The sequence below is a fragment of the Cytobacillus dafuensis genome, assembly GCF_007995155.1.
Classification (GTDB): Bacteria; Bacillota; Bacilli; order Bacillales; family Cytobacillaceae; genus Cytobacillus; species Cytobacillus dafuensis.
Window position 1 is genome coordinate 234388 of sequence record NZ_CP042593.1, and the last position, 24613, is coordinate 259000.

Sequence of the window (24613 nt, forward strand, 5' to 3'; positions counted from 1 at the left end):
AATATTTTTGGGAGGAAGCCTTGTGAATTTTACAAGGTTTTTCCCTGTTTATCCCAGTATATAGTTTGTAAGAGGGATTCCTAACAATGAGGTGTTCAGATGAAGATTATTGTAACGGGTGGTGCTGGTTTCATAGGGAGTCACCTTGCTAAGAGGCTCATTCAGGAAAATCATGAAGTATATGTGATTGATTGTATTCATCCCTATTATTCACCTGAAAGAAAAAAGAAACAATTGGAGGATGTAGCGCGTGTTGGTTCCTTTCAATTTATTCAAAAGGACCTTTTAGATAGAGAAGAAATGATGGCTGTATTTAAACAAATATCTCCACAAGTAGTTGTTCATTTAGCAGCTTTGCCAGGTGTTGCTTATTCAATTGAAGAGCCCCTTAAATATGTTGATTATGATATAAAAGCAACGATTAATGTGCTTGAAGCATCAGGTAAGTCAGGCGTTTCCAAAGTTGTATTTGCCTCATCTTCCTCTGTTTATGGCAATCAATCAGGGCCCTTTAAAGAAGAAATGGCAAACGGGGACGTTATTTCTCCTTATGCGGCTTCGAAATATTCAGCTGAATCTTTTTGCCGTGTGTATGAGTCCTTATTTGGTTTCCAGGTAAATATATTAAGATTTTTCACGGTATATGGTCCGTGGGGACGTCCAGACATGGCAATCGGCAGCTTTATCAAAAAGTTAATGCGTGGCGAGGAAATCACTCTTTATGGAGAGGGAAGGGGGCGTGACTTCACTTACGTCGAAGACATCGTGAATGGGATTTATTTAACGATCAATAAGTTAACGAAAAGCGAGGTCATAAATATTGGCTCAGGAAGAACGATTACGATGGACCAACTATTAGCCCAATTGAAATGGCACTTCCCTGATATGAAAATAATCAAAGCAACTTCTCGCGTAGGAGATGTCGTAAATACGTGGGCAGATATCGAAAAAGCCAAGCGATTATTGGGCTATGAACCACAAGTGGATTTTATCAAAGGACTATCAGACACGGTGAAGTGGGCTAAGGGAAATGAAACGATTCTTTAGAATTGGTTTTGCTGTTTTCATCCTCATTCTTTTTGCTTCCTTAACCTTTCAATATTTTGATTGGAAACAAGTAGGGAAAGGTTTATTAGAATTACTTAAGCATCCTTATTTACTTGTCACCATTTGGGGTGTTTATTTCCTTTCTTTTTGTTTAAAAGCAAGGGCATGGCAGCTTTATTTAAATGGAAGGGTCCTTTTTTCTACATGTCTTATAGGCATATTGTATAGCTTATTAGTGAATCATCTACTTCCAATAAAAGCAGGTGATCTAGTAAGGGCAAAAATTTTAAGTAGGGATCATACGGTAAGCGATGAGGAAGCATTTCATTCTGTTTTTGTATTAAGAGCTTTGGATATGCTTTGCTTGATAGCGATTACTTTGATCGGCCTGCTAAGCCTAAAAGTAGGCTTTAAAATTCCTGTGTGGAGTATTGTAGCCGGAAGTGTTTTTTGTATCCTTGCACTATTCGTTTTATATAAATATTTTCCTGATTTTTTAAAGAGGAATTTCACTTTATTTAAAAAGGCTTTTTCAGGTAGAAATGGTTTGGCCATTATTATATTAACCTTTTTGAGCTGGGTTTTAGAGGGTGGAATGCTTTATGGAACGGTCCTTGTGTTAAAAGGAGACCTATCCGTATTGGAATCTGTTTTTGCAAATGGGATTACAATTGTAGGGCAGTTTTTCCAAATTACACCTGGTGGTATCGGTAATTATGAAAGTTTTCTTGTATTTGCTCTTAGTTTATTTGGGTTTCCTCTGAAAGAAGGGTATACGATTGCAGTTATTACCCATTTTATGAAATTCTTATTTTCTTATTTAGCTGGAGCAGTTGTAATATTAATTTTTCCTGTTTCTTTAAAAACAATAAAAGAATGGGTTAGGGTAAGAGGAGTGAGAGGCAAGTGAAAAGTGCATCTAAATTTGAAAAAATGGCTGCACGCTGCTGGAACTTATTAAATGAAGGAAAGCCATTTACACCCATTTTTGTATTTGGAACCATGATTTTATTCCATGCTGCGATGTTGGGATCGGCAAATGTAGTAATGGATCTTTTGTTAGCGTTTATTTATGTGATCCCGTTATTAATAATCTATTTTATTTTTGATTTTCCGCTCTTTTTAAGGAATTATTTGTGGATTCCTTTTATGGTTTATTTGATCATTTGGAATGATATTAATATAAGTTTACTTTTATTTTCAATAGGCCTCTATTTCTTTTTTACAGTGTTCTTCTGGGGAACATTATATTACCACTTAAGAATAGGGACTTCTTGGCTGAATTTTACTCGCTTTTGGAAACTTGTTTTAAAAAATAGTGATTCTACTAGTGGGAATGCCCAAGAACAGCTGCCGAAGTTCTTATTGATTTTATCGATTTGGGAAATGATTTTTCAAGCCGAACGAGCAAATGAGGCTATTAATTTCGTAGCTCTTATTCTCTTTTATGCTTTTATTCTTGTGTTTGCCTACATTCTTCATCGGTATTTATTTGATTGGAAACCAAAAGTATATGAAACCCTTTCAAAGGATCAGGGGACACAGCCAGGAGAGGCCATTTCTGATAAAGTCATTGTCATTGTAGTGGATGGGATGAGAAAGGAACGCTTTTATGAAGCGGATACTCCCTTTTTAGATTCTTTAAAAGAAAATGGCACAGAATATATGAATATGGAAACGGTCTATCCGGCAAGAACCGTTGTTTGCTTTAGTTCAATGTTTACAGGAACCTATCCTTTTGAACATGGGATGACGTCCAATATGGTTTGGAAGTTAGGGATTAAAGTAGAAAGTATCTTTGATTCGTTAAGAAAAGTAGGTAAAAAGGGGAGACTTCTTGGAATCGCACATTTGGTAGATTCCATGGGGGACGATGTAGAAACCGTAACGGCGGTCATGCATAAAGATAAAGCTGACCCTAACATTATGGAAAGAGCAAAGAAAATCATGAAAGAGCAGGATCCTGATTTATTCGTTGTTCAAATGATAGGGACAGACCAAGTCGGTCACAGTCAGGGAGTTTTATATGATGAATATTTGCAAAAAATCCATGAAGCGGATGTGTTAATTGAAGATTTTGTCTCTTGGTTAAAAAAGGAGGGCAAGATGGAGAATACGACTTTATTCATCTGTGCTGATCATGGCCAAGCGGATGGGATTGGAGGACATGGACATTTAGATGAGGGTGAAAGATTTGTACCATTTATTGTTCATGGTCCCCACATTGAAAAGGGGAAAAAAATCGAAGAAAAACATAGCCTCGTTTCCTTGGCACCAACTTTATCATACTTGTTGGGAGCTCCTTTTCCTAGTCACAGCAGGGGAAGAGTATTGTTAGATGCAATTAGAAAGAAGGAAGAGGAATAAACATGAAAAAACAGAAAGTCATAGTATTTCTGCCGGCCTATAATGAAGAAGAATCGATTGGGAAAGTGATCGAAAGCATCCCTAGATCCTTTCATTATCAGGTCGAGGTAAAAGTGTTAGTTATCGATGACGGATCAAGAGATCAAACTGTCGATGTGGCGAAAAAAGCAGGAGCTGACTATATTGTCAGTTTTGATAAAAACCGCGGTCTAGGAGCGGCGGTTCGGGCAGGATTAAAGGAAAGTTATGAAAGAGGTGCAGATATCGCGGTCATGATCGATGCAGATGGAGAATACCCTGCTAACCAGATACCCGATTTATTGGCACCAATATTTAAAGGCGAAGCTGATTATACAATGGGTTCCCGTTTTCTAGGAACGATACAAGGTATGAAAATACATCGTCGTCTAGGTAATTATCTTTTTACCTTCATTCAAAGTTTGTTACTCAGAAAATGGATTCATGATGGACAGTCAGGTATGAGGGCTTTTACGAGGCAAGCTCTAGAACATGCAGAAATCGTCCATAATTATAATTATGCACAGGTTTTAACTTTAAACCTTGTCAGAAAGGGCTTTAGAGTGAAGGAAGTTCCGATTCAATATCAAGTTCGTTCGACGGGAGAATCGTTTATTACCTTTAAAGGCTATCTTTCATCTGTCATACCAGCCATATGGAAAGAAGCGAATAGAAAGATTCAGCATGTAAAGATCGATGAAAATGCTCATAGGTTGAATAATATGGATGCTTATCAAAATGAGGAAAATATTGATAATGCGGTTTTTTAAAAAATTGAAATTGTCGCAGATTAACGGGCTGTAAGACCCCCACTTCAAGAAGTTGAGTTAAGAATAAATTTCTAAGTGGGGGATCAAAAGTCCGTAAAAGCCCGATTGGTTCAACTAACCATCAGTGGGGGATGAAAGAAAACCCCCCACTGATTGAAGTTTCACTTTATCCATTCAGATGATGTAGGGGGATCCTAAATGAAAAAGCTTTTCATTTATTGTTTATTATTACTATTTAGTCTTACTCAATCGTTTCCGTTGACTGCCAAGGCATATACATACGGAGACCCGAATGAAGAAGCATTGGCAGAAGTCTATAAAAAAATGCTCATTGAACTTGACAAAAATCCTCCAGATTATGCCATAGCGGAAAAGCATTATAATACAGTTAAAGAAGAAGTCGACATGCATATGGGACCAGAGCCGTCAAAAGTTATTCTTCAAGATCTTGAAAATGAAGATAAAGATAAAGTCATTAAAGATATGGACCAACTGCTCGTATTAAATATTGCCAGACGCTTGGATAATACGGATAAAAACTTTTCGGAGTACGAAACGAGCAAGCGTTTATTAGCAAAGGGATTTGCAACATATGAAGCATTATCACCAAAAATTGAAGCAAGAAACCCTGAAACGGATAAAGAAATTAAATCGGAATTTGATAAGGCTCTAAATTCATTAGGAAATCCAGGACTTTTTGGCGTTGGACAAAAAGAGGCAGATAAGAATGCATTTGATGCTAGTAAAGATAAGATTTTTTCTTTATTGCAAAAAGAATTTGGCTTAAAGAGTTTAAAAGTTGGTCATTTTAATGAGAATTCCACGAATACTAGCACCCAAAATAATGATTGGACAGATGTCTCCAACTTGAAAAATTGGCTGCCTCTAGTGGTTATCGTTGTTATTCTTGGCGCTGTTGTTATTTTTACGGTTCGCAAAAAGAAAAAATCATAGGTGTTTGTTGTTTCATGGTTGGGAGAGGAGAATAGTCTATGGAAATACAAGCATTATTAATTACCTTCCGTGAGGTTTTAGAGGCATTGCTTATCGTTGGTATCATAACAACGTATTTAAAAAGAGTGGGACGCAGCCAATTTACAAAGTATGTATGGCTAGGGGCTGGTCTTGCTGTACTTGCTAGTGTTGGCGTAGCGATGCTGTTCCAGGTTGTGTTTACAGGCTTTGCTTCAATGGGTAGCGAAATGTATTTGAAGATTGGGATTATGCTCGTTTCTGCTTTGTTGTTAACCCAAATGGTTTTTTGGATGTCTAAACAAAGTAGAGATATGAAAGCGAATATGGAAGGGAAGCTAGACCGTTTTATCACAACGGGGAATGTAGTAGGTATGGTTATTCACTCCTTTCTCGTTGTCCTTCGTGAGGGAATTGAGACCGTTTTTTTCTTTGCAGCCATTACCGGTGGAAATATTGGTGCTGCAATGGAAGGCTGGGGTGCCATTACTGGGGTTATCATTGCAGTCGTTGTTTCATATATCTTCTTTAAAGGAACGATGAAGATTTCCCTTAAAATGTTCTTTAAAGTAACGGGTGTTTTCATCATATTTATTGCAGCCGGCCTATTAGTTCAAGCGATTTCGATGATGCAAGATTTAAATATTATCGGAAGTGTTAACCCGCATTTATATGATTTAACTTGGTTTTTGCCAGAACATCCAATCGATTATGATCACTACTTGCGTGATCACGGAGTAGCGCCCGTTCTGTCAGGAGATATTGGTGTTTTCCTTAAAGCATTATTCGGATATTCTTCTATGCCATCTGTAGAAGAAGTTATTGCCTATATCGGATACTTTGTTGGTATATATTTATTAACTTCATATAAATCAAGTGGGAAAAATGAGAGCTTCAACAAGGAAGATCAGGTACAAGAATTGAAAGTAGAAGCAAAATAATATGACTCATAAGGTGTCTGGCATCCACATAATACCTTTATCGCAGATTAACGGGCAGTAAGACCCCCACTTCAAGTTTGCGAGAGAATCAAAGAAACCTAAGTGGGGGATGAAAGCCGACTAAGAACGCCACGTCCTGTGGCAACGTCGGCACTAGCACGTCCTGTGCGTCGAAAAACCCCCACTGATGGAAGTTTCACTTTATCTAGAATCTCATTCGCTTATTGATACTAGATATTGTTCGTGGTGTCTGACACCTTTGCTTAAGAAAACGGTGACAAGGTATGGATAAAAAAGAGGAAAAGGATAAAATTTTCAAATTAATCAATATTGGAATAGCTCTTACTAGCTTATTTTCGATCATGTTTTTACTTTGGACTCAATTAAACCACATCAATTCCTTTGCTTCTACATGGGATCAGGTAGATTTTGCGCTCGCGTTAGATCGATACGATTTGATGGCTATGCAGCCGCATTTTCCAGGTTATCCCTATTTTATTCTAGGCGGTTATTTTATTCATCAATTTGTTGACAATAAGGTGGCTTCACTGACTGTTTTTAATATTTTGTTTTACTTCAGTGCCCTGTATCCAATATATAAACTGTCCAGGATACATGTTTCAAGATTATCTAGTTTAGTGATTGCTTCAATCATATACTCTTCGACGTATGTAATGGTGATGGTGAATCAACCCATATCAGAAGGAGCAGCCCTAGCTGCTTTATGGTGGTATTTATGGAGTCTTCATTTGGCGATGAAAGGTAAGGGAGTAGGAATAAATATTTTGCCGCCACTGCTTTTAAGTATATTGTTAGGCATTCGATTATCCTATCTGCCATTCGCAGTGGGTTTACTGCTTCTCTTTTATAAAAAATGGAAAAATGGTGATTTTACATTTAAACAAATCGTTCGTTATTCCATATTTGCGATAATGTGTCAGCTCATTTGGGTAGGAGCACTTGTTTTTTCTGAAGGCAGTGTAAAGGGATTTGTAAAATTGTCTTTAGCTTTTACAAGCGGCCATTTTAACGATTGGGGTAACTCGGCTGTCGCCAGTGATGTATCTTTTCTTGAAAGGATAAAAACATTAATCTTTCATAATGTATTATGGACGGGTATTTCCGCTCAAAAGATTTTGTTAGCCGTGTTATACGGAATCGTTGTTAGCTTGTTTATTTATCAGTGGAAAAGGGGTAAATTCAAACAGGAATTCACTCTTCACTTAGTATGGATCATGGGGATTTGTTATTTGATCTGGGCCGTTGTTGCACAAAACATTGATAAACCTAGACATATCCTTCCTTTAGTGATATTTTTTCTTTTTATTCTATTGATCCATGTATTAAAAGATACTAGAAACTCTTTACTATACATTATTTGTTATCTACTCATCATTTCACAAACGTATTATTCATCTAGGTTGATTGAACAACAAGCGAAGGAACTCCCAGCTACGTATCAATTAGGTAACTATTTGCAGTCTCTTGATGACTCAGCCGTTGTTTATGCCTGGGAAGAGACGAGGGTGTTACAGTACATGAATGTGACTATACCTTCCAAAAAGGTGCAAACTTATCAAGTTTTTCTACATGACAAGTCCTATTACCATAACAGAAAGATTTTAATAACGAATAAGGTAGTTGAAGGGTTTGCTGCTCAAGGGATAGACCTTACCGGTAAGATAAAAAAAATAAAAGAATTTCATTCTAATTCTATTTTTGATCCGGTTTATAATCATATTGTTTTGTATGAGTGGAGAAATGAATACTAATTTAAAATGATCCAATAAAAAAGAAACTGATTTGGCTTTCCAAAATTAGTTTCTTTTTTATTTTCATCATGTAATTCTTGAATCATTTCCATTGAATCATTTCCATTGAATCTTTACAAAATTAACAATTTGGAATCCTTTATTTGACACGTTCCAATTGAATTTTAGAATAATCAATCTCTCTTAACTTTGACATTTCTTATAGAATGTAAACCCTGTATTAATAATGATAAGTCTCTGTAAATGGTATTGTTTAATAAAAAAACAGCTAATATAATTACCTTGCAAGACAAAATTGACACGTTCAAATATGTTAACAAGGAGATGTACATGGATGAAGAAAATTTGGTTGTTAGTCGTTGCCCTTGTTTTAAGTACTGCTTTAACAGCTTGTGGTGGTAATAAGGAATCTTCCAAAGGAGCTTCAGAAGCAAAAGATTCAAAAGATAAATCTTTAGTCGTTTATACAAACTCTGCTTCCGAGGGACGTGGAGATTGGTTAACTGAAAAAGCTGCCGAAGCTGGATTTGACATTGAAATTGTGGAAGCAGGCGGTGGAGATATTTTCAACCGTTTAATTGCTGAAAAGAACAAACCTATAGCTGATGTTGTTTATGGATTAAATCAAATGGACTTTGAGAAATTACAAACAAATGATTTACTCGTTCCGTTTGAACCAGCATGGATCAATGAAATTCCGGAAGGCTCTAGTGACGTAGATAATTTCTATCATCCATTGGTTGAACAAAGAATTATTATGATTTATAACAAAGATGTTTATACAGAAGAAACGGCACCAAAAGATTGGACAGATTTAATTGAAAATGAGGATTTTAAAGGAAAGTATCATGTTCCAACTAATTTGGGCGGAGGTACTAACCGTTCAGTAGTATATGGAATGTTAATGAGACATTTAGACCAAAATGGTGATTTAGGTATATCAGATGAAGGTTGGAAAGAAATTAAAACTTTCTATGACAATGGATATAAAACTCCTGAAGGCGAAGATGACAAGGCGAACCTTGCATCAGGAAAAGTGCCAATTTCATTCACATTCTCAAGTGGATTACCAGGATATGAAGAGGCATTTGGTTTTGACGCTGGTATCGTTTCTCCAGAAATCGGAGTACCAACTACAGTTGAGCAAGTAGGAATTATTAATAAAGGAAAAGATCAAGATACAGCAGTTGCACAAGAATTTATAGATTGGTTTGGTAGTGCAGAGGTTCAAGGTGCTTGGGCTGAAGAATTTGGTTCTTTACCTGTAAATACAAAAGCTCTTGAAAAAGCTACAGACGAAATGAAACAAATTGCTGAAGACACAACTATTCAGGAAATGGATTATAACTTCATTTCCGAGCATATTGAAGATTGGGTAGAGAAAATTGAGTTAGAAATTTTCTAATTGGGAATAGGGAAAAACTAGACACCCATATTGAAAATCGTATCCACCTTGATTAGCCTCTGGTTAATCAAGGTAGGACTGAGCGGAGGATTCCCCTTCATCCGCTCAGTCCTACCTTGAAAAGATAAGGCGTAAGACTTTCATTTTTTACCCTATGAACCGTCGAACCAAATTTAGGATTTGGCGGTTTATATTTTGAAGGAGGAAGTCAGTTGATTAACTTTCAAGATATCCAAGTAAAATTTGGTGATTTTGTAGCGATAAAGAACTTAAATTTAGAAGTAAAAAAAGGTGAGTTTTTTACTTTTTTAGGACCTTCTGGTTGCGGGAAGACTACGACATTAAGGACACTAGTAGGATTTATTACACCTACTAAAGGGAAAATTATTGTCGATGATGAGGATATTACGAATATCCCCATTGAAAAACGACAAATTGGAATGGTATTTCAAAGCTATGCTTTATTCCCGACCATGTCTGTTTATGAAAATATTGCATTTGGATTAAAGGTTCAAAAGTATAAAAAGGAAGAGATTAAAAAGAGAGTTGAAGAATTAGCTAGGGTTGTAGATTTAAAAGATGAACAGCTTATAAAAAATGTATCCGAATTATCTGGCGGGCAGCAGCAGCGTGTGGCCATCGCACGAGCATTGGCACTTGCCCCTAAAATTATCGTTTTAGATGAACCCTTGTCAAACTTGGATGCAAAGCTGCGAAAACAATTAAGAAAAGAACTAAAAAAATTACAGCTTGAACAAGGGATAACAATGGTTTATGTGACCCATGATCAAGAAGAAGCGTTAACACTGTCTGATCGCATTGCTGTTTTTAATAATGGAGTGGTCGAACAAGTGGGTACACCAGAGGAAATTTATAATCAGTCGAAAACAGAGTTTGTATGTAATTTTATCGGTGATGCCAATAGGATTAGTCAAAAAGTGATGGAAGAAATAGCGAAAAAAACGGATATGAAAGTAGATCCGGCAAAAAAATATTACATTCGAACAGAAAAAATTAAAACAAAAGTGTTGAATACGGATACTCATTCCGTTGGACTAAAAGCAAAAGTGGCATCCAAAGAATTTTATGGAACACACTCTCAATATAAATATGAAATATTGGATTCAACCTTTATCAATATTGAAAAAGAGGATGGCAATTTTCAATATAACGAAGGGGACGAGGTAACATTATTCATTAACCCAAAAGACATACTGCAGTATGAGGGTAATCATCATGAATAAATTTTTTAAGGATCATGTTCAAAATAAATTATCCTTATGGATTGTTGGAATTATTCTCGCTTGGTTCATAATTGCTTTTCTCATCGTTCCAAATGTAAATATTCTCTATACGACCTTTTTTGCTGATGGTGCCTTTTCATTAGAACCCTTTCAAAAATTATTATCATCGGAAAGAGCGATGAAAAGTTTATTAAATAGCTTTTTATTAGGGATTACATTGGTGGTCACGGTGAACATTGTCGGGGTTTTCATCGTCTTGGTTACCGATTATTTTGACATCAAAGGCGCAAAAGTATTAAAACTTGGTTATTTTACTACTATGATCTATGGCGGACTCATTTTAGTATTCGGATATCAATTTATATATGGAAATTCAGGATTTTTAACGAAATTCTTAGTGGGAATCTTTCCAAATATGAATCCAGATTGGTTTATTGGTTATCCGGCTGTCGTGTTTGTGATGACATTTGCCTGTACAACCAATCATATTCTCTTTCTTTCGAATGCAATTAGAGGCATAGATTATCAAACCATTGAAGCGGCAAAAAATATGGGTGCTTCACCTTGGAAAATTCTCACGAAAATTGTTTTTCCTATTTTAAAGCCTATACTAACGACTTTATCCGTATTGTTATTTGCCTCAGGACTTGGAGCGATGTCTGCACCGTTAATATTAGGTGGAAAAGATTATCAAACGATAAGCCCCATGATTCTCACATTTGCTAATAGTATGAGTTCAAGAGATCTTGCTGCATTATTAGCGATATTTTTAGGAATTACACAAATTGCTTTACTTTATGTGATTACGAGATCTGAGAAAAAAGGCTTCTATATGTCTATTTCAAAAGTAAAAACGAAAATCGTGAAGCAAAAAATTACGAATAAATTTGCCAACTTTATTGTCCACTTTTTTGCCTATGTTCTATTTATCATCTATGTGCTGCCAGTTGGAACCGTCATTCTCTTTTCCTTTACCGATACATATAGTATCAGCACTGGAACACTATCATTGGAACATTTTACTTTAGAACATTACATGAGAATCTTAACAGACGTTTCAGCTTATAAACCATTTATGATTAGTTTTATCTATTCAGGATTAACGGCTATCATTGTTGTGGCTGCCATGTTATTGATTGCTCGATTAATCCACAAATATAATAATAAATTAACCACTTCTTTAGAATATTTACTTCATATTCCTTGGTTAATACCCGCTATCCTCATGGCTTTAGGTTTAATTATCACTTATGATAAACCGCTGCCTATTATGGGGAATATTGTTTTAACAGGTACTCTGATCTTGTTACTAATTGCTTATATCATTGAAAAAATCCCTTTTACGTTGAGGATTTTGAAGGCGGCTTATTATTCATTTGATAGTTCACTCGAGGATGCAGCAAAAAATTTAGGAGCAAGAACGACCTATACCTTCATTAGAGTCATATTACCGATTGTTTTACCGACGACTATGGCGATACTTGCATTAAATTTTAATAGTCTATTAGCAGAATATGATTTAACCGTATTTTTATATCATCCGCTTTTTCAACCGTTGGGTATTGTCATTCGAAATAGCACAGATCCAACAGCGTCTGTAGATGCAAGGGCGATGAACTTCGTTTATTCCGTTATCTTAATGTGTATATCTGCTACTGTTATTTACTTCGTTTACGGTAGAGGAAGTAACAAGAAAAATATTTTATAGAAGAGGTTAATGATGAAGATAATGAAAGAAAAACTAAACAACCAACCATTTTTAATCGCTGTTCATAGAGGAAGCAGCATGGGGAATATTATAGAAAATACAATCCCTGCTTTTTATGCGGCAGTTCAATCTCATGCAGATATTTTAGAAATTGATATTATCCGTTCGATAGACGGGGACTTTTATGTCTTCCATGATGGGAATGAAAAAAGACTTTTAGGACAAGATCATAATATTAAAACCATGTCTTCAAACGAGATTGACTCCCTCTGTTATCGAAATAATAATGGTTCTGTTGTCAGTTATAAAGTAGATAAATTGGAAAATGTATTGAATACTTTTAGGGGAGACATTCTGTTAAATATAGATCGCTCTTGGGAATATTGGGATACACTACTTCCTTTTCTTGATCAGTTTCATATGGAAGAGCAAATTTTATTGAAATCTCCCGTTCAAAATAGCTATTTGGATCTTTTAAATGCCCATCCTGTAAAGTATGCGTACATGCCAATAGTTATAGAGCCTGCAGAGATAGAACGAGTTGAAGCGTATGAGAATATCAATCTGATAGGGATGGAAATTATAGCTGTCAGCCAGGAAAGTCCATTTTTCCAAAATGAAACCATTCAAATGATAAAAGAGAAGGATTTACTCATTTGGATCAATGCCATTAAACTGGACGACGACCATTTCTTGTTTGCGGATTATGATGATGATGCTTCTATCATAAAGGGTCCGGAATGTGGATGGAAAAAGATAATTGAAAAAGGGGCAGACATGATCCAAACAGATTGGCCAAGCCTTTTAAATAACTATAGAGAAAAGATAAAGAGCACTAGATAATTTCTGCTTATAAAAAGGTACATGCTGCTTCAAGCTCGGAATAAACCCGTTTTGAAGCAGCTTTTTATATAGAGATGAATTAATTCTAAAAAGGCAAGAATTGTTAATTTTAAGTATAGTTTTTATAAAAATATTTTATAAAAAGCAGTATTTGATAAAATAACATTAACCTTTTTTGTTTTTGTAGGAGTGAAAATATGGTAACGATATTAGATATTGCTAAAGCAGCTGGTGTCTCGCATGGAACGGTTTCAAATGTGTTGAATGGCAAAGGAAATGTGAGTTCTAAAAAAATGGAACAAGTTCTAAAGGCTGCAGAGGAATTAGGATACAATCTCCATAATAATGCGAAATTACTCCGTTCGGGCAAAAGTCAAACCATTATTATGATTTTACCTACTCTTTCATTAAATGAGTATGCCATATTTTATGAAAGTGCATTAAAAGAGGCGACTGCAAGAGATTACCAAGTCAAATTGTATTGTACATTTGATAACCCAATTAAAGAAAAAGAAACTATTAAAGAGATTATCAAAGAAAGACCTTCAGGAATATTATCGGTTTCTTCGTTAGAGGATGCGAATGAATACTATCATCAACTTACGATTAATAAAAGTGATATTATTTTTATCAATCGTCATCCGAAAAATGCTTTAGAATTCATTTCTTTTGATTTTAAACAAGCAGGGAAAGAAATAGCCGAGTATTTGAATCATATGGATGTAAATTCCATTGGTGTTTTTACAGAAGAAAATAAATGTTCTAATGAAAATGCCTTTATTTCATCTTTTATGAATCGAGTAGATAATAATACAGAGATTTGCCAATCAAATATGGCGCATGAATATGAAAATGCCTTTCAATTGATCCAAAATACGTCATTTGATGTCATCGTTACGACCAACGCAACGAAAGCAGAAATGTTAATAAAGGCCTATCATTATGGATCAACCGAACCTTTACCTAAAATCATTGCGATTGCACCGTTAAAAAATACTTATAGTAATGAAATGCTCTATTATTTTCAGGATTATGGCTATCTTGGTGAAAGTGTAGTTAAGAAAATGATCCTTAATATTCATTTAAAAGAGAAGAGCCATTCAAAACAATATCGTAATATTGGCTTTTTAAATGCACAGAATCATTATAAAAAGTTTAATTCGAATATTCATATTTTAACGATTGAATCACCAACCACTCAAGCACTGATGAAAATTATTCCACATTTTGAAAAAAACACGAATATACGCGTCCATTTACATATCAAAAAATATACTGAGGTTTTTGATATTATCAAAGATGATGATAAATGGAAGAAGTATGACATTATACGTTTAGATGTTGTGGGGCTATCATGGTATGGTCAGAAAATCTATAAGAATCTACAAGGCCTGGATACTAACTTGGATCGTGCCTTAGAAGATTTGCCCTATTTTATAAAAGATTACTATGCGAATATTAATGATGTGACCTATGCTTTTCCATTTGATATCAGTATTCAAATGCTGTTTTATCGAAAGGATATTTTTGAAAATGAGATTGTGAAACGAAAATATTATGAGAAGACGAAATCTAAATTAAAGATCCCAACGAATTTTGAAACGTATACTGAAATTCTGAAGTTTTTTAATGAAAGTGATTTTGATTTAGTAAAAGAATTAAAAGGGGCATCGATGATTACTGGGAATGCTGGAACGATCGCTGCTGAATATTTACTTAGATATTATTCTCTTAAAGGCTCTCTTGTAAATGATTCCGAAATTGAACTAGATGACAGCATTGCTATAAATGCCATGAAATTGCTATATGAAAACTATAGAAATTCTAACGTTCTGGATGCGAATTGGTGGGGAGAAGAAGTCAACCAATTTGTTGATGGGAAAACGGCAATGGTCATCGGATTTATGAATTACTTATCAGTGGCATCTCAAAGTAATATTAAGGATTCAATTGGAATCGCAAATGTACCGGGAGATACGCCTTTATTAGGTGGAGGTATTCTCGGAATTACAAAAGATACGGATCAATTACAAGAAAGTATAGAGTTTTTAAATTGGATTAATACCAATGAAATTTCAGAACAACTCACGTTACTAGGAGGAAATACGGCGACTTATTTTCTATCGAATAGTTCGGTCGTGCATACAATGTATCCTTGGTTAAATAAAGCAAAAAAGATGATCATGAATGGTAAACGAGAAAACACTTTTGAAAATGGACAAAGTATCAATATAAAACAAGCAGAAGAAAGTATCGGTCAATTTATCTTACAACTATTGGACGATGAACAGCCTGATTATGATAAATATTTGAAAAAAATAAATGAAGAGCTCCGTATGAAGCAGGAAGAATTAATTACTCATAGTTAGTTGTAAAAGCAGGTTGCCCTAAAAGTATTTGCTCTTGGGGCAACTTATTTTTTTATCTTAACTTGGATGTAGGTGCTTTTGTCTTATGATGTCGATAATTCTTTAAAATTCAATTTTTTGTCCGATAAAAGGATATAGGGTTTAATCTAGGAGGACGATTAGTGAATATTAATGAAGTCATCAGCAAATTAAATGAAAGTATAGATGAGCTTGACTTAGTATCCTCAAGAAGATACATCGAGCAAAATATGGACATATTAAATAATAATAAAAATCTACTAAAAAGTAATGCCAGAGTACTATTAGACTTTTTTACAAATAGTTTAGAGGCAGGAGTAAAACCCCTTAATAGACAGGAATTAAGTACAATTCATTCAATTAATACTTATGCATCTCGCTTTGATTTACGGGGTTTAAAGGTTTTTATTAAAGGAAAAGAAAACCTGCTTTTAAGAGCAGATGCTATACAATACTTAAATGCAGACGCTAAGATTATTTTAGAAGGAATGGGAGCAATTGAGAAAAGTGGCCAATCCGTTCCTGTTCCTAAAGTGTAATACTTAATTTTTTTAGTGAAAAGAAATTGCTTTGAATGACTAGCTTGATCATTAAGCTTACGAAATGAAAAACAAATAACCTGCTCCCTGTATTTTGGGGTGGCAGGTTATTTGTTTTTTATTGGTCGGAGTAATTTAAGAATTTCTTAAGAATCGATTAAGAAATAAGTGAGTTTTAGGAACTAGAATAAACTTATCTTAACAGTGAGGGGAGAAGAAATGATAAAACTTATTAAATTGGAATTGAGAAGTAACAGCATCAGCACCTATGTAGTTGCCAGCATGATGATTGCTATAGTCATGTTAGGTTTCCTTTATCTTTTTGCCTATGCGCCAAAGCTGGATCCAAACGATAAAGATTTAGAGTTTTTTTTGGGCTATAGCAATCTTATTCCTTTGTTTGGGGTATTAAATATGACGGTTTTTTGCGTATTATCGGCTGTTATGTATTCTAAATTTATTATCGAGGATTATTCCGGAAATAGACCGATTTTACTTTTTTTATATCCGGTAAGCAGAAAAAAGATCTTATTTTCAAAATTAAGTGTTGTCGGTCTGTATACGATTTTTTCAATGATTATCAGCAATCTTATTATTTTCTTGATATTTGGTATAACAGAAAAATTTATGCATCTTGTAAGTGGGGACTTTACTGTTTCTATCATGCTGCAAGCTATAAAGATTACAGTCGTCTTGGCCTTTACAGCCGCCTGTATAGGAATAATTGCAACGGGCATCGGATTTATTAAGAAATCAGTTCCCACTACCATTATTTCCGCTGTTCTTTTGGCTTCGTCAATATGCAATATTGTGGTAAGTACAGCTTCAAATATGACGGTTATTTATATAGTCTGCTTAATTATAATGTTTATCGGAATACTCTTTTCGATCAATCTGAAAAACAAAGTAAATCTTATGGAGGTAGAGTAAATGGAACAAAGAATTGAAAATGCTATTGATCATGCATTTGAAAGCATTTCACCGCAACTTAACTTTATTAATGTTGGTTTCGGTATTGTGCTTGTTATATTAGGGATTGTCCTCTATTACTCTGGCAAGCGTACGAAAGGAAAAAGTGGTAAAACAAATGCTGGTTTAATTTGTGCGGCAATTGGTATCTTCGGTGTTGTGAATGGAATTATCCGAATGTTCTAAAGTAAAATATTTAACCTAATGGTAAGAAATAGATCGAACTAATAAGGTGTTTATATTCACTATGGAAAGCATAAAGGAGGTACTACTTTAATTGGAATATCTCTTTTTAAAGTTCATTATCATAATTACTTTTAAATTTTTTATATGGTTGTTACTTCTCATGGATACCGTGCATTTACTACTTAAGAAAATAATCAATCTTTTTTAAAAAAAGAAAGCCGATACCCAAATAATGGGTGTTGGCTTTTCCGAATAAGGGGGAAATTTTTTATATAAAAAGAAGGGAACATCCGTATTTAGGTAGAATGAAATACTTGAATAAAAGGAGGATGATCTCGTTGGAAAGAAGAGCTTTACTGGTATCCCCATTATCAAATTGCCATGCTGAAATTGGCCGCTGGCTATGGTGTTTAGAAGATGTTCGCCGAACCCTTATAACAAAATTGACTGGAATCAGCCAAAGTATACTCGACACAAAAATGGGTGAAAGGCAAACAATTGGCTCACTGTTATATCATATTGCATTAATCGAGGCAGATTGGTTATACGAAGAAATCCTTTGTTCTGAATGGGATCCGGAAATACGTTCACTTTTTCCATTAGAAGACCGTCCAGAAGACGGCTCTTTGACTCATTTTGAGGGACAAAGCTTAGAAGAACATTTTTACCGCCTTAATAAGGTACGCGAAGTATTTCTTTCCCACACTAGTTCAATGGACCTAACGGATTGGCGTAAACCGAGGGTACTTGAACATTATGACGTTACACCTGAATGGGTTGTTTACCATTTAATTGAGCATGAATCACATCATCGAGGTCAGATTTTCCAATTGCTTAGGGAATTATTGAATGATTAAGAGAAATTTGTTCTTTTAAAGACAGGGTGGGACAAGCAAATGGAAAATAACCGCGCTAAGAAAATGTACGATTACCACGTTTGGGCTAACCAAAAAGTGTTCGAGCATTTAAAGCAATTACCTGATAGGATTTATAACAAGACGGTTAATAGTGTTTTCTCATCGATCTCAGATGTTATGATTCACCTATATGCCACAGACATTACCTGGTTGGAGACGATGAAGGGAAGTAGCTACCATGATACTGTTCGAGAAGTTCAGCGTCGAAAGCTAGAAGCATCAGGAGCGTCGTTAGATGAACTTGAAGCGATCTATCATTCTCTTTCAGAGGAATACTACCGTTTTTTTGTAGAGCAGCAGGATCCAGAACGAATCATCATTACTGAGCACCCTCAATATGGTCGCAGTGAGTTCGTACTTGCCGATCTTATTCACCATGTAGTAAATCATGGAACCTATCATCGTGGAAATGTGACAGCGATGCTGCATCAACAAGGTGAAAGAGGCGTACCTACGGATTATGTATATTTTCTTTTTAAATGATAGCACTATTTAGAATTGAGGGATATATATGGTAAATGATAGATATCCAATCGGTGAATTTATATGTGAAGAGAATATTTCTAAGGACCAAGTATTAAAGTGGATGGAAGAAATACGATTGCTTCCAAGTCAGTTATCAGAAAAAGTATGTCATTTAAGTGAAGAAGAATTAAGTCAGCCATATCGAGAAAATGGATGGACGATTCGTCAGGTGGTTCATCACATTGCAGATAGCCATACAAATGGTTATATTCGATTCAAATTGGCATTAACGGAAGATACACCTGCCATTAAGCCATACAATCAAGACGAATGGGCCAAGCTGCCAGATTCTAATATGCCGATTTCTATTTCACTTAAAATCATCGATAGTTTGCATGAGCGATGGACTTATTTACTTCAAAGCTTAACAGATGAGCAATTGAAAAGAGCATTTCATCATCCTGACTCTGGGTTAGTTACACTTGCAAAGAGTATTGGCATTTATGCATGGCATGGCAAACACCACCTGGCACATATTAGAAATGCTTTGAACTAGTTATTTTTGGTTTGATCAAAATTTTTTATATAAATATAAAAATATTAAAGTAGAATCCATTTTGATCAATCTTTTTATCAAGACCTAAATTAAAAAAATAGATAAATGAAAGGACATTACATATTTTATATGACTAATATGTAATGTCCTTTCTTATTCCGTAATTGCTCCCTTTAATGGAATAACTAAAATAGGGTCTTATTCAAAAAAACACTTATGCTTCTTCAACTGACGCACCCGATCGTATAAGTGTAATACTTCACAATTTCCTCCAGAGGGTCCCCCTGCTACTTAATCAAGAACGTCTCCCCTGTTTCATCAAATGCATGCTTAAAATCAAATGCAAAAGAAGTGGGACCATGCTGAATATAATAGTTGTATCTCTTGAATGCCTCCTCCCATGAGACATCCTTCACCTTTTCTGTCCACCAAACTACATAAGAAAGGTGTTTCTCTGGATATGGCTCGATCCATCTGCTTCTATCTCGTAATGCTTGCATATGCTGCCCTGAATAGGTAAAGCGATATAAGGATTGAAGGCTTCTCCATATTGTTAATGTAAGAATAGGAGAACCATTTCCCTTTACGGTTTCTTCAGGGGAAGAGACTCCTTCAGGTGAAAACGCCTCTATAAGTCCTGATTTAGTTGCCTGACGATATACTTCATTTCCCACTTGAAAAAATTCACGAGAGGCAGGGTGGTCATAGGGGTGGTTCAGCCTACCAACAGTATAGATTGAAACTAATGCCATATACAGCCCTCCATCTATAGTCTTTTCCTAGATATATTCAAATGAAAATGTGAAAATTCCTTATAAAGCTAACCACGATTCAGGAAGCTACTTTGTTAAGTGCAGAAGAAATCATTACAGAATGTGACGTTTTTTAAAATGATCATCGTAACACACCATCTATATTAATGGATGGTGTTACGTGTGTTTATACCCTCAAAATTACGCAATCGGAAAAGAGTCGTATAAATGAGGAAGAAGGGGAATTTCCCCTATTTATTGAATATCTATTTAAAACCTGTTTGTGAGGAGGGAACTAAATGATAGTGGATGAAGATATCCTCAACAGGAAGGGAGCTAAGAAAGTAAGCGAAATTCCGAATGAGGTATTACAATTACTTAATCAAGGGAAATTAGAGAGTGTAAATCTTACAGAATGGCTAGCTATAAATCATATTGGATTACTTGAAAGTGTCTTACCGAAAATAGGGCATGAAGATAGTTTGAGATTTATTGTAGCAGAATTGGAAAAACAGAATGCAGAAACTGGAATGAAAGCTATACGAATGACAGGATCTTTATTGGATAAAGTTATATCCAACGAAAAAGAGGACTTAATCTTAAAATTATCCAATCATATCTCAGATAGTGTGCGATGTTGGGCAGCGTTCATGAATAAAAAACCAAATGACACGTTAGAAGATAAATTGACCTATATTCGACCTTTTGCAGCGGATCGACATTTTGGTGTTCGAGAAATTGCTTGGATGTCTATTAGAGAAGATCTTTCACAAAATGTAGAAAAAAGTGTGGAATTGTTAGTAGAATGGGCAAAAAGTGAAGATGAGAATATACGCAGGTTCTCTATAGAATCTATTCGTCCTCGGGGTGTATGGTGTAAGCATATTGAAGTATTAAAACAAGAGCCTGATAAAGCACTTTCTATTCTTTATTTACTTAAATCAGATCCATCTAAATATGTCCAAGATTCAGTTGGAAATTGGTTAAATGATGCTAGTAAAACGAAACCAGATTGGGTAATCAACTTATGTGAAGAATGGACAAATACTGATATAAAGTCAACTAATAGGATTATTAAAAAAGCCCAAAGAACCATATTGAAAAACAGTTAAGTTTAAATAAGACACTTGTTAGTTAACAAGGAGCACAAAAAATACACCATCCATATTTATGGATGGTGTTATTTGTGTTTATATCCTTAAAAATAGTGAATTAGCTAATGCTTTATTTATAATCAGCCGTTGAATATATTCATAAAATCACTCATTTTTTACTCTACTCTAAACATCTTAACGATATAAATAACAAGTACCTTTGCCATGGAATAAGCTGGGATAACAAATATGACTCCAATAATACCCATGATATTTCCAGCTGTTAAAACCAACACAATAATTGTTAAAGGATGAATATTTAGTGTTTTCCCCATGATATGCGGAGAAATGATATTGCCTTCAATTTGTTGAGCAATTAACATGATAATTCCTACGTAAACAGCCATAATTGGATCTGTAAATAATGCAACTAGAAAGGCAGGTATAACTGCAATAAATGGGCCTAAAAACGGAATGACGTTAGTGAACATTCCAAATATAGCTAAAACAAGTGAATAGGGTAGGTCAATAATTAAATAGCCGATGTACAAAAGCGTCCCGACAATGACACTGACGAGCATTTGACCTTGAATATAGGTAGAAATCGTCTTGTCCATTTCATGTATGATGTTTTTCACATGTTCATTTTTAGATTTTGGAAACAAAGCAGCCACACTCGGTGCAAACCGATGACTATCTTTTAACATATAAAATAAAATAAATGGAACAAGCACAAGATAGAAGATCGTATTGATAAAACCGCCAATAAATCCGAAAGCACTTAGAATCCCATTTGCAATTCCATTTGCAATATTCCCTGCATTGGCTGCAATTTTAGTTTCTAATTTTTCACTCGCAGTTATCAATGCATCTTGAACGAAGTCAGGGAAAGTACTCCGATTTTCCTGAATATACATAAACCAATCTGTTACGGTGGAAACCATCACTGGCAAATTATTCACAAAATGTTTTAATTGATCATTGATAACCGGTCCAACCAATTTTATAAAGCCAATAATAAACAATATTATGGCAAGATAAGCAGCTAAAATGGCTAACCATCTTGGTGTTTTCTTCTTTTCAAGCCATGCTACTAAAGGTCGGCATAAATAAAACAAAATACCGGCTACAACGAAAGGTAGAAAGATTGTTTTAAGGAATACAAAAATTGGATTTAATATAAACTTATTTGTATTTAATAAAAACACAATAATTAAAAACAAAATGATGGCAACCATACTTTTAAACCATCTTTTTTCTAACATGTTCAATTCCCACTCCCCAAAATTGGCTAATATTACCCCTATTTAAATATTATACCCAATTCACTGAAAATCCAATAATAATATGTCGGGACCAATATACGTATTAAACCATAATAAGTGTATTAATTCTCGGTCATAATCCAGTATCCAGTCAATAAATGCTTCATAATCTTTAAAGATTAGTAAGTTTTCCATGTTGATTTATAAATGATCTTATTAATCAGATGCCAAAATTTTAAGAATTAAGGAGATATTAAGGTGGAGTTTATGCATGTGTAATAAAAAGAGTCTATTATAGTGTTAGATTAATAAAAACAGAAACACAGTAGTTTTATAGGCGGTGATTTAATGTATTCTCATATGAATGCACCTCAACAACGATTATCCAGGGATGCAGTTAAAGTATGGATCATAACTGAATCGGTTACGAATCTAATCGGATTTATTATCCTTGGGGCTTTATTTTATCTTGACTATCGCTTTTCATGGAAGGAATGGGTCGGCTGGATTCTGATTGCTATTACAGCAATCTCTTTGATAGGAGCTGTTTGGTCATTTATCAATCCGTTTCTACTTTATAAAAATTGGCGCTTTGATGTTGATGAAGAGTTTTTACAATTGAAATCAGGTGTACTAAATGAAGTACATCAACTTGTCCCGATGACAAAAATTCAATCGGTTGCAACTAAACAAGGACCGTTACTGAGAAAATACAGTCTCTGCTCTGTTTCGATTGAAACAATGGGGGCGTCTCATACAATTCCAGCTTTACCTAAAGATGCAGCTATTGAGTTAAGAAATCAGATTGCCCAATATGCAAAAATTAAGGAAGTGGGGCAATGACAAAGGCAAAACGATACAATCCGCTTCTTATCCTTTTTGATCTCTGGACATTAATCAAGAACTCCATTTTCTTTGTGATTTTTTTATTTGTGATCAAAGCTGGTTCGGAATCAACCTTCATTACATACGGTAGGATTATTTTTTTCCTAGCTTTCGGATTAACACTTATTTCAATAATTTTGAAATGGTTGACCCATAAATACGAACTCGATGATAGATCCTTTCATCTTTATAAAGGAATTTTCAGCAAATCTGAACGAACTATTCCTTTTTCTAAAATTCAGAACATCAATCGTCATACTTCTTTATTCCATCGGATATTTAAAGTAACTTCCATCAACTTTGAAACAGGAATGGCAGGTGAGGATGCTGCTGTTAAATTCGAAGTCATTTCTCAAAAGGAAGCAGATAGGATGGAAGCGCATATGACAAGTGCTGTCCGTGATGAATGGACGGCCATTCCTGCTAGCGATGATATAGATAGATCCTATTCGACTATAGAAGTTAAAGAAGGAAACTCAAATCGTATCACTCATTTTAAGCCGACAAAGAATGATATTTTTAAAGCTTCCTTTACATCTCTTAGTTTTCTAGTCCTTATTCCTATACTTAGCTCTTTATATTTCAAAATCAATGAAATCTTTCATGTGGAAGATAAAGCAGTGGGTATTTTTGAAAAGCTAATAGGCTCTTGGTGGATGGTGACCATCATTTTTATTGTTCTTATTATTGCTTCTACCACTTTCGGAATCGTCAGGACCTTCTTAAAGTATGGGAAATATGAAATCTCATCAGACCATGGTCGTATCTATATTACAAAAGGTGTAATCGATGAAGCTGCCTTTTCCATTGCAAAAGAAAAAGTACAGGCGATTGAAATTAAACAGTCATTTTTGAAAAGAGTACTCGGACTAGCAGAAGTGAAGCTGACTAGTGCAGGTAGTTTGTCTTCAGGAGAGGATACACACGAGATAAACTCACTATATCCCTTCCTTCCTATTAAGAGAGCATATGAAATGGTTTCGGAGATTTTGCCATATTATGAAGTCACACAAACGATGGATCGTCTCCCACGAAAATCCTTATGGGTACGCATGTTTATGCCAAGTTGGCTCTGGATCATTACTACAATTATTCTATATTATTTCAAGCCAACTGTTCTAAAATTAGAGCAAGCTTGGTTGATCCTATCTGTTGGCTTGTTCATTATTATCGTTATGTTAAGATTGCTAGATTTCTTTAATACTCGCTACATCTTAAATGATCATTTCATTCAGGTCAAAAAAGGAAGTTTGACCACCTCTTTATTCGTGTCAAAACGGGATAAGATCATTGAAGTGAAAGTAACTAGGAATATCTTTCAAAAACTGCTGGGCCTCGCCTCAATTGGGACCATCAACCGGGCTAAACCAGTGCATCATGCTGGTGTTGACGATGTGCCATTAGAGCTTGCTGAGTCGTTTTACAAGTGGTATATGGGACGCAGAAATGAAATTGAGCTGGAATAAAAGCTAGTTTTCATTTCTTGACTAATTAATCTTTTACGTGAAATA

Annotated in this window: 23 protein-coding genes; 21 read left to right on the forward strand and 2 right to left on the reverse strand. The window is 35.0% G+C overall.

The features are described 5' to 3' along the window. The first annotated feature begins 99 nt into the window (after nucleotides 1–99). The 18 genes from FSZ17_RS01225 to FSZ17_RS01310 all read left to right on the forward strand — a co-directional run bounded on the left by FSZ17_RS01225 (nucleotide 100) and on the right by FSZ17_RS01310 (nucleotide 19106). Nucleotides 100–1047 carry an SDR family NAD(P)-dependent oxidoreductase gene (locus FSZ17_RS01225; protein ID WP_057776107.1) on the forward strand — a complete coding sequence of 316 codons (948 nt, stop codon included), beginning with the start codon at nucleotides 100–102 and terminating at the stop codon, nucleotides 1045–1047. Further along, nucleotides 1031–1957: a lysylphosphatidylglycerol synthase transmembrane domain-containing protein gene (locus tag FSZ17_RS01230; protein ID WP_057776108.1), complete on the forward strand. Its 927-nt coding sequence runs from the start codon at nucleotides 1031–1033 to the stop codon at nucleotides 1955–1957. Before FSZ17_RS01225 ends, FSZ17_RS01230 begins: the two co-directional genes overlap by 17 nt. Then, nucleotides 1954–3414 carry an alkaline phosphatase family protein gene (locus FSZ17_RS01235; protein WP_057776109.1) on the forward strand — a complete coding sequence of 487 codons (1461 nt, stop codon included), beginning with the start codon at nucleotides 1954–1956 and terminating at the stop codon, nucleotides 3412–3414. Before FSZ17_RS01230 ends, FSZ17_RS01235 begins: the two co-directional genes overlap by 4 nt. A 2-nt stretch (nucleotides 3415–3416) precedes the next feature. Beyond that, nucleotides 3417–4202: a glycosyltransferase family 2 protein gene (locus tag FSZ17_RS01240; RefSeq protein ID WP_057776110.1), complete on the forward strand. Its 786-nt coding sequence runs from the start codon at nucleotides 3417–3419 to the stop codon at nucleotides 4200–4202. A 198-nt stretch (nucleotides 4203–4400) separates the two neighbouring features. Further along, nucleotides 4401–5156: a hypothetical protein gene (locus FSZ17_RS01245; RefSeq protein WP_057776111.1), complete on the forward strand. Its 756-nt coding sequence runs from the start codon at nucleotides 4401–4403 to the stop codon at nucleotides 5154–5156. A 38-nt stretch (nucleotides 5157–5194) separates the two neighbouring features. Beyond that, complete coding sequence (locus FSZ17_RS01250) at nucleotides 5195–6115, forward strand: FTR1 family iron permease (RefSeq protein WP_057776112.1); 921 nt, start codon at nucleotides 5195–5197, stop codon at nucleotides 6113–6115. A gap of 284 nt (nucleotides 6116–6399) precedes the next feature. Further along, on the forward strand, nucleotides 6400–7887 hold the full coding sequence (locus FSZ17_RS01255) for a hypothetical protein (RefSeq protein ID WP_057776113.1): 1488 nt from the start codon (nucleotides 6400–6402) through the stop codon (nucleotides 7885–7887). A 334-nt stretch (nucleotides 7888–8221) separates the two neighbouring features. Further along, complete coding sequence (locus FSZ17_RS01260; protein WP_057776114.1) at nucleotides 8222–9292, forward strand: extracellular solute-binding protein; 1071 nt, start codon at nucleotides 8222–8224, stop codon at nucleotides 9290–9292. A gap of 212 nt (nucleotides 9293–9504) precedes the next feature. Then, nucleotides 9505–10536 carry an ABC transporter ATP-binding protein gene (locus tag FSZ17_RS01265; RefSeq protein WP_057776115.1) on the forward strand — a complete coding sequence of 344 codons (1032 nt, stop codon included), beginning with the start codon at nucleotides 9505–9507 and terminating at the stop codon, nucleotides 10534–10536. Continuing rightward, complete coding sequence (locus FSZ17_RS01270) at nucleotides 10529–12244, forward strand: ABC transporter permease (RefSeq protein ID WP_057776116.1); 1716 nt, start codon at nucleotides 10529–10531, stop codon at nucleotides 12242–12244. Before FSZ17_RS01265 ends, FSZ17_RS01270 begins: the two co-directional genes overlap by 8 nt. 9 nt (nucleotides 12245–12253) lie before the next feature. Further along, on the forward strand, nucleotides 12254–13087 hold the full coding sequence (locus FSZ17_RS01275; RefSeq protein ID WP_082625406.1) for a glycerophosphodiester phosphodiesterase family protein: 834 nt from the start codon (nucleotides 12254–12256) through the stop codon (nucleotides 13085–13087). Nucleotides 13088–13284: 197 nt separating this feature from the next. After that, on the forward strand, nucleotides 13285–15456 hold the full coding sequence (locus tag FSZ17_RS01280) for an extracellular solute-binding protein (RefSeq protein WP_057776118.1): 2172 nt from the start codon (nucleotides 13285–13287) through the stop codon (nucleotides 15454–15456). Nucleotides 15457–15617: 161 nt separating this feature from the next. Further along, a complete protein-coding gene (locus FSZ17_RS01285; RefSeq protein WP_057776119.1) occupies nucleotides 15618–16013 on the forward strand; it encodes a hypothetical protein in 396 nt (131 codons plus the stop codon). Between the two features lie 219 nt (nucleotides 16014–16232). After that, entirely contained in the window at nucleotides 16233–16943 is a 711-nt protein-coding gene (locus FSZ17_RS01290; RefSeq protein ID WP_057776120.1) for an ABC transporter permease, read from the forward strand. Further along, on the forward strand, nucleotides 16944–17168 hold the full coding sequence (locus tag FSZ17_RS01295; RefSeq protein ID WP_057776121.1) for a hypothetical protein: 225 nt from the start codon (nucleotides 16944–16946) through the stop codon (nucleotides 17166–17168). It begins immediately after the preceding gene. Between the two features lie 338 nt (nucleotides 17169–17506). After that, a complete protein-coding gene (locus FSZ17_RS01300) occupies nucleotides 17507–18025 on the forward strand; it encodes a DinB family protein (protein WP_057776122.1) in 519 nt (172 codons plus the stop codon). Nucleotides 18026–18064: 39 nt separating this feature from the next. Further along, nucleotides 18065–18568, forward strand: coding sequence for a DinB family protein (locus tag FSZ17_RS01305; protein WP_057776123.1), 504 nt, complete (start codon nucleotides 18065–18067; stop codon nucleotides 18566–18568). A 28-nt stretch (nucleotides 18569–18596) separates the two neighbouring features. Then, nucleotides 18597–19106 carry a YfiT family bacillithiol transferase gene (locus FSZ17_RS01310; protein ID WP_057776124.1) on the forward strand — a complete coding sequence of 170 codons (510 nt, stop codon included), beginning with the start codon at nucleotides 18597–18599 and terminating at the stop codon, nucleotides 19104–19106. 287 nt (nucleotides 19107–19393) lie between these two features. Here the strand turns inward: FSZ17_RS01310 and FSZ17_RS01315 are convergent, their stop codons facing one another. Then, complete coding sequence (locus FSZ17_RS01315; RefSeq protein ID WP_057776125.1) at nucleotides 19394–19858, reverse strand: DUF3291 domain-containing protein; 465 nt, start codon at nucleotides 19856–19858, stop codon at nucleotides 19394–19396. 299 nt (nucleotides 19859–20157) lie between these two features. Between FSZ17_RS01315 and FSZ17_RS01320 the strand changes: the two genes are divergently transcribed. Beyond that, the gene (locus tag FSZ17_RS01320) at nucleotides 20158–20970 is read left to right on the forward strand and encodes a DNA alkylation repair protein (RefSeq protein ID WP_057776126.1); all 813 of its coding nucleotides are present in this window, start codon (nucleotides 20158–20160) and stop codon (nucleotides 20968–20970) included. A gap of 158 nt (nucleotides 20971–21128) precedes the next feature. Here FSZ17_RS01320 and FSZ17_RS01325 read toward each other — a convergent pair whose 3' ends face one another. Then, nucleotides 21129–22217 (reverse strand): AI-2E family transporter, encoded by a 1089-nt coding sequence (locus FSZ17_RS01325; RefSeq protein WP_057776127.1) that lies wholly within the window; start codon nucleotides 22215–22217, stop codon nucleotides 21129–21131. 348 nt (nucleotides 22218–22565) lie between these two features. Between FSZ17_RS01325 and FSZ17_RS01330 the strand changes: the two genes are divergently transcribed. Both FSZ17_RS01330 and FSZ17_RS01335 read left to right on the forward strand, forming a co-directional pair. After that, nucleotides 22566–23060 carry a PH domain-containing protein gene (locus FSZ17_RS01330; protein WP_057776128.1) on the forward strand — a complete coding sequence of 165 codons (495 nt, stop codon included), beginning with the start codon at nucleotides 22566–22568 and terminating at the stop codon, nucleotides 23058–23060. After that, on the forward strand, nucleotides 23057–24568 hold the full coding sequence (locus FSZ17_RS01335; protein ID WP_057776129.1) for a PH domain-containing protein: 1512 nt from the start codon (nucleotides 23057–23059) through the stop codon (nucleotides 24566–24568). Before FSZ17_RS01330 ends, FSZ17_RS01335 begins: the two co-directional genes overlap by 4 nt. Nucleotides 24569–24613: the final 45 nt, after the last annotated feature.

Excerpts from the sequence above, each read along its gene's own strand:
- FSZ17_RS01225 (WP_057776107.1), top strand. The coding sequence starts at position 100 with ATGAAGATTATTGTAACGGGTGGTGCTGGTTTCATAGGGAGTCACCTT.
- FSZ17_RS01230 (WP_057776108.1), top strand. The coding sequence starts at position 1,031 with ATGAAACGATTCTTTAGAATTGGTTTTGCTGTTTTCATCCTCATTCTT.
- FSZ17_RS01240 (WP_057776110.1), top strand. The coding sequence starts at position 3,417 with ATGAAAAAACAGAAAGTCATAGTATTTCTGCCGGCCTATAATGAAGAA.
- FSZ17_RS01245 (WP_057776111.1), top strand. The coding sequence starts at position 4,401 with ATGAAAAAGCTTTTCATTTATTGTTTATTATTACTATTTAGTCTTACT.
- FSZ17_RS01250 (WP_057776112.1), top strand. The coding sequence starts at position 5,195 with ATGGAAATACAAGCATTATTAATTACCTTCCGTGAGGTTTTAGAGGCA.
- FSZ17_RS01255 (WP_057776113.1), top strand. The coding sequence starts at position 6,400 with ATGGATAAAAAAGAGGAAAAGGATAAAATTTTCAAATTAATCAATATT.
- FSZ17_RS01260 (WP_057776114.1), top strand. The coding sequence starts at position 8,222 with ATGAAGAAAATTTGGTTGTTAGTCGTTGCCCTTGTTTTAAGTACTGCT.
- FSZ17_RS01270 (WP_057776116.1), top strand. The coding sequence starts at position 10,529 with ATGAATAAATTTTTTAAGGATCATGTTCAAAATAAATTATCCTTATGG.
- FSZ17_RS01275 (WP_082625406.1), top strand. The coding sequence starts at position 12,254 with ATGATGAAGATAATGAAAGAAAAACTAAACAACCAACCATTTTTAATC.
- FSZ17_RS01280 (WP_057776118.1), top strand. The coding sequence starts at position 13,285 with ATGGTAACGATATTAGATATTGCTAAAGCAGCTGGTGTCTCGCATGGA.
- FSZ17_RS01290 (WP_057776120.1), top strand. The coding sequence starts at position 16,233 with ATGATAAAACTTATTAAATTGGAATTGAGAAGTAACAGCATCAGCACC.
- FSZ17_RS01295 (WP_057776121.1), top strand. The coding sequence starts at position 16,944 with ATGGAACAAAGAATTGAAAATGCTATTGATCATGCATTTGAAAGCATT.
- FSZ17_RS01305 (WP_057776123.1), top strand. The coding sequence starts at position 18,065 with ATGGAAAATAACCGCGCTAAGAAAATGTACGATTACCACGTTTGGGCT.
- FSZ17_RS01310 (WP_057776124.1), top strand. The coding sequence starts at position 18,597 with ATGGTAAATGATAGATATCCAATCGGTGAATTTATATGTGAAGAGAAT.
- FSZ17_RS01315 (WP_057776125.1), bottom strand. The coding sequence starts at position 19,858 with ATGGCATTAGTTTCAATCTATACTGTTGGTAGGCTGAACCACCCCTAT.
- FSZ17_RS01320 (WP_057776126.1), top strand. The coding sequence starts at position 20,158 with ATGATAGTGGATGAAGATATCCTCAACAGGAAGGGAGCTAAGAAAGTA.
- FSZ17_RS01325 (WP_057776127.1), bottom strand. The coding sequence starts at position 22,217 with ATGTTAGAAAAAAGATGGTTTAAAAGTATGGTTGCCATCATTTTGTTT.
- FSZ17_RS01330 (WP_057776128.1), top strand. The coding sequence starts at position 22,566 with ATGTATTCTCATATGAATGCACCTCAACAACGATTATCCAGGGATGCA.
- FSZ17_RS01335 (WP_057776129.1), top strand. The coding sequence starts at position 23,057 with ATGACAAAGGCAAAACGATACAATCCGCTTCTTATCCTTTTTGATCTC.